The organism is Deinococcus planocerae (assembly GCF_002869765.1).
Lineage (GTDB): Bacteria > Deinococcota > Deinococci > Deinococcales > Deinococcaceae > Deinococcus > Deinococcus planocerae.
The window spans coordinates 1-4,832 of the sequence record NZ_PNOR01000078.1; the positions used below are offsets into that span (position 1 = coordinate 1).

4 protein-coding genes and 1 pseudogene are annotated in these 4,832 nt (G+C 71.0%); 3 read left to right on the forward strand and 2 right to left on the reverse strand.

The features are described from left to right. Both A7B18_RS20920 and A7B18_RS20925 read left to right on the forward strand, forming a co-directional pair. A pseudogene (locus A7B18_RS20920) lies at positions 1-126 on the forward strand (IS701 family transposase); the annotation flags it as partial. A gap of 188 nt (positions 127-314) precedes the next feature. Continuing rightward, a complete protein-coding gene (locus tag A7B18_RS20925; protein WP_102128595.1) occupies positions 315-1,115 on the forward strand; it encodes a DUF937 domain-containing protein in 801 nt (266 codons plus the stop codon). Between the two features lie 280 nt (positions 1,116-1,395). Here the strand turns inward: A7B18_RS20925 and cysK are convergent, their stop codons facing one another. Beyond that, positions 1,396-2,370, reverse strand: coding sequence for a cysteine synthase A (cysK, locus tag A7B18_RS20930; protein WP_102128597.1), 975 nt, complete (start codon positions 2,368-2,370; stop codon positions 1,396-1,398). Between the two features lie 105 nt (positions 2,371-2,475). On the opposite strand from cysK, the gene A7B18_RS20935 reads away from it, so the two are divergent. Next, positions 2,476-3,318, forward strand: a complete 843-nt coding sequence (locus tag A7B18_RS20935) for a metallophosphoesterase family protein (RefSeq protein WP_102128596.1) — start codon at positions 2,476-2,478, stop codon at positions 3,316-3,318. A 57-nt stretch (positions 3,319-3,375) separates the two neighbouring features. Here A7B18_RS20935 and A7B18_RS20940 read toward each other — a convergent pair. Then, positions 3,376-4,832 (reverse strand): fasciclin domain-containing protein (locus A7B18_RS20940; RefSeq protein ID WP_146009641.1); only part of this gene is annotated, 1,457 nt, incomplete at its 5' end.

The following is a 4,832-nucleotide window of genomic DNA, read 5'->3' on the forward strand; positions in this document are numbered from 1 at the left end:
GAAGTCGCCGCCCGGGTGGCCCTGCCCCTGCTGGTCATTCAACGACTCGCTGCACAGGTCTGTCGAGAGGAAGAATTCCTGCGCCAGCACGGGTATTCACTCACCTTATCCAGATGCAAGACCTAAGTACTACGCTTCAGCTTACGGGCTTCGTTCTTGACAACCTCCCTCCATAAACATGCCGCACCGTCGCCTGACCCCACACGTCAGAGGTCAGGAAACCCTCAACTCGCCTCAGGCCTCCGAACGCGGACCCAGGGCTAGGCTGTCTGACGGTCACCACGTCTCATCCCCACCCCAAGGAGGAACCCCCCATGATGGACATCTTCAACATGCTCGGCGGCATGGGCCAGGCGCAGCAGACGGTCGGTAACCGCCTCGGCACCAGCCCCAACCAGACGCAGGCCGCGCTGGAGGCCGCCGTGCCTCTGCTCCTCGGCGCGATGACCCGCAACACGCAGCAGCCGGGCGGGGCGCAGGCTCTGGAAAGTGCCCTCGACCGCCACGACGGCAGCGCTCTCGACATGTTCGGCCAGGGGCAGGCGCCCGACCCGTACCAGGGCCAGAAAATCCTTGGGCACGTCTTCGGCAACCAGCAGCAGGCCGCCGCGAACGCCGTGAGCCGCCGGGCGGGCATTGACCCGCAGCTCGCCATGCAGGTCCTCTCGATGGCCGCGCCCCTGGTGCTCGGCTACCTCAGCCGCCAGCGACAGGGCCAGGGCGGCGGCTTCGGCCAGATGGGTGGCGGGCAGATGGGCGGGGGTATGGGCGGCTTCGACATCGGCAGCATCCTCGGCGGACTGCTGGGAGGCGGCATGGGCGGCGGCCTCGGCGGGATGCTCGGCGGCGGTCAGGGGCAGATGCCGACCCAGACACAGGGCGGGGTGCTCGGCGGCGGCCCGGTGATTCCCGGCTCCTCCCAGGACCCGTACGACCGCTCCGGCTACGCCCAGAATCCGATGGGCCAGCCCGGCCACGTCGGCACCGGCCAGATGGGCGGCGGCATGGGCAACATGGGAGGCATGATCGGCACCCTCAACAACGTCCTCGACCGCGACGGCGACGGCAACGCGCTCGACGACCTGATCGGGATGTTCGGGGGCGGACGCAGGTAGGGGAGGAGCGGTCGGCGGTCAGCCGTCAGCCGCAAGAAGGAAGGGCCGTCCAGATGTCGTGGGTGGCCCCTCTTCGCTGAGTCATACAGGCGGTGACTTGTTTCCTCCTCCCCCTTGAGGGGGGAGGCTGGGAGGGGGTGAAACGAAGCGCCCCACAGCGCGGCGGGAAAAAGACCCCCTATTCCCCCTGGCTCTGGGACGCCGCGCTCGCTCACGCCCTCTGCAAGCGGCTCTGCGAGTCAAGGGGGAGGGACTTCACGAATCGCTTCCGCCTCCCGCCTCAACCCCCGACCCTCTCCGGCTCCTCCACCTTCTCGCGGGAGTAGGGCTTGTAGCCCTTCGGGGTGCCGGGGCCGCCACTGAAGAGACTGGTCGTCAGATAACGCGCGCCCGTGTCGCAGGCGATGGTGGCGACCCGCTTGCCCGGCCCCAGACGGCGGGCGACCTCCAGCGCGGCCCAGGCCATCGCGCCGCTGCTCATGCCCACGAAGATGCCTTCCTCGCGGGCGAGGCGCCGGGCCAGGGGGTAGGCGTCCTCCTCCCAGACGGTGACGATCTCGTCGATCACCGAGCGGTCGAGGTTGTCCGGGATGAAACCCGGCCCCATGCCCTGGAAACCGTGCTCGCCGCGCTCGCCGCCGCTCAGCACATTGGAGCGGGCGGGCTCGACGGCGATCACCCTCACCCCGGGGTCCTGGCGTTTGAGGTACCGGCCCACCCCGCTGATCGTGCCGCCCGTGCCCGAGCCGAAGACGAAGGCGTCGATGCGGCCCTCCATCTGCGCCCACAGCTCGGGGCCGGTGGTGCGCTCGTGGGCGGCGGGGTTGGCGGGATTGGTGAATTGACCGACCATGACGGCGCCCGTCTCGCGGGAGATGCGCTCGGCCTCCTCGATGGCGGCGAGCATCCGGCGCTCGGGATCGGTGAGGACGAGTTCGGCGCCGTAGGCGGTCAGGGTCCGCTTGCGCTCCTCGCTCATCTGGGCGGGCATACAGAGGATCAATTTGTAACCGCGCGCCGCCGCCACCTGCGCGAGCCCGATGCCCGTATTCCCGCTCGTCGGCTCGACGATGGTGCCTCCCGGCAACAGCGCCCCGCGCCGCTCGGCGTCCTCGACCAGGCCCAGCGCCGTGCGGTCCTTGATGCTGCCGCCCGGGTTCAGGCCTTCGAGCTTCACGAACACGTCGGCCATGCCCAGCTCGACCACCCGCCGAAGCTGCACCAGGGGCGTGTTTCCTACGAGGGCGTCAATCATGGGGAAGAGCATAGACCCCCCGGCTCCCAGCGTTCAGCCGTCAGCTTACCCTCCCGGGTTTTTCTGGCTGAAAGCTGACGGCTCAGAGCTGACCGCTCCCCTACAATGCCCCCCGTGCGCGTCGCCCTGATCGCCGACATCCACGGAAACGCGGACGCCTTGCGCGCCGTCCTGGCCGACATCGGGCGTCAGGGAGTGGACCGGATCGTGGTAAACGGCGACGTGGTGAACCGGGGGCCGGACTCCGTGGGGGCCCTCCAGATGCTTCTCGACCGGGACGACGTGACCTTCACCCTGGGCAACCACGACGACCTCCTGCGGCTGTGGCACACCCGCTCGGAGACGTTGCCGCCCGAGTGGTTCGCCGATCCCTTCTGGGGCGCGACCGAGTGGAGCGCCGGGCAACTCGACCGGGCGGGGCTGCTGGAGGTCCCGGGGGAATGGCCGATGACCCTCACCCTGGATGAGCCCGGCCTCCCGGAGGTGCTCGTCGCGCACGGCACGCCCGCCCACTACCGCGAGAGCCTGAGCGAGCGGACCCGGCCCGAGCGGGTGCGGGAGCTGGCGGGCGGAGCGGGGGTGCTCGTCGGCTCGCACATCCACCGCCCGGCGCAGGCGACGCGGGGAGACGTGCTGGTGCTGAACACGGGCGCGGTGGGCGCCCCGGCGAACGGCGACCGCCGCGCCCAGTACCTGCTGCTCACCGCCACGCCGCGGGGCTGGCGGCCCGAGTTCCGCGCCGTCGCCTACGACGTGGAGCCCGTGCTGCGCCGCTTCGAGACGAGCGGGCTGCTCGCGGCGGGGGGCCTGAGCGCCGAGATCTTCCGGGACGAACTGCGCACCGCCCGCAGCCTCTACACCCCCTACTGGATGTGGACGGAGGCGCACGCCCATCCCCGCGACGAGCGCACCTGGGCGGCCTTCCTGCGCCAGCACCCCCTGGACTGAACCCCTCCCACGAAAAACCGCCCGCGCTAGGCGGACGGTCTTCGGGAAAGGAGGGCCTTAGCGGGCGGGCGGCAGGAGGACGGTGTCGAGCACGTAAAGAATGCCGTTGCCCGTGGTGATCGTGTTGCCCGGCTGGGTAAAGCCCGAGGTCGCCGCGTTGCCGATCCGGGTGCGCTGTTCACCGGTGGCGGCACCCTCACGCGAGAGCGTCAGCACGCCCGACTGAGCGGTCGTGAGCTGGTTGGCGCTCGCCAGCGCAGTGCCCGTCACGCGACCGGGAACCACGTGGTAGAGCAGCACCTGCCGCAGACGCGCCGGGTCGGCAGCGAGGGCGTTGAGATCACTCGGCGCGAGCTTGAGGAACGCGTCGTTGGTCGGCGCGAAGATCGTGAAGTCGCCACCGGAGAGCGTTTCCGTCAGCCCTGCCGCCTGGACCAGGCGGGCGAGCGTAGTGAAGCGGTCATCGCTGGCGATCAGGGCCGCCAGAGAAGTGTTGTTGCGCGAGGTGGTGGCGACGCTGGAGTTCGGTCCGGTCCCAGGCGTGTTGGAAGGCGTCACCGCCGGGGGCGTGGCTGTCGTGGCCGCTGTGGTGGTCGTCCCGGTTGCCGTGCCTGTGGCTGCGGTCCCCGTCGTGCCCGTGCCGGTCGTCCCCGTGGTCGCGGTGCCCGTGGTGCCGGTCGCGGTGGTCCCCGTCGCCGTGCCCGTGGCCGCGGTGCCAGTCGTTCCGGTGGTCGTGCTGGCGGCGCCCGCCGCAGGGGGCAGGAGCACGGTGTCGAGGACGTAGAGGACACCGTTGCCCGTGGTGATGTTGTTGCCGGGCTGCGTGAAGCCGGAGGTCGTCGCGTTGCCGATCCGGGTGCGCTGTTCACCGGTGGCGGCGCCTTCGCGCGAGATCGTCAGCACGCCCGACTGTGCGGTGGTGAGCTGGTTCGCGCTGGCGAGGGCGGTGCCGGTCACGCGGGTGGGGACCACGTGGTACAGCAGCACTTCCCGCAGGCGGGCCGGGTCGGCGGCGAGAGCGTTGAGGTCGCTGGGCGCGAGCTTGAGGAACGCGTCGTTGGTGGGGGCGAAGATGGTGAAGTCGCCGCTGGACAGCGTTTCCGTCAGGCCCGCCGCCTGCACCAGGCGGGCGAGCGTGGTGAAGCGGTCGTCGCTGGCAATCAGGGCCGCCAGAGAAGTGTTGTTGCGCGAGGTGGTCGCGACGCTGGAGTTCGGCCCGGTGCCGGGCGTGTTGGAGGGCGTCGCCGCCGGGGGCGTGGTGGCGCCCGTCGCCGCCGTGCCGGTCGTGCCCGTGGTGGCGGTGCCCGTCGTCGTGCCGGTGGCCGTTGTCCCCGTGGTGGCCGTGCCGGTGCCCGTCGCTCCGGTGGCGCCGGTCGTCGCCGTCCCCGTCGCGGTGGTGCCCGCTCCGGTCGGGCTGGCCGCCGCAGGGCCCGCCTCGGTGGAGCCGGTGGCCGCCCCGGTCGCCGCGGTACCTGTCGTCCCGGTGGCCGCCGTACCCGTCGTGGCCGTGCTCG

Excerpts from the sequence above, each read along its gene's own strand:
- A7B18_RS20935 (WP_102128596.1), top strand. The coding sequence starts at position 2,476 with ATGCCCCCCGTGCGCGTCGCCCTGATCGCCGACATCCACGGAAACGCG.
- cysK (WP_102128597.1), bottom strand. The coding sequence starts at position 2,370 with ATGATTGACGCCCTCGTAGGAAACACGCCCCTGGTGCAGCTTCGGCGG.
- A7B18_RS20925 (WP_102128595.1), top strand. The coding sequence starts at position 315 with ATGATGGACATCTTCAACATGCTCGGCGGCATGGGCCAGGCGCAGCAG.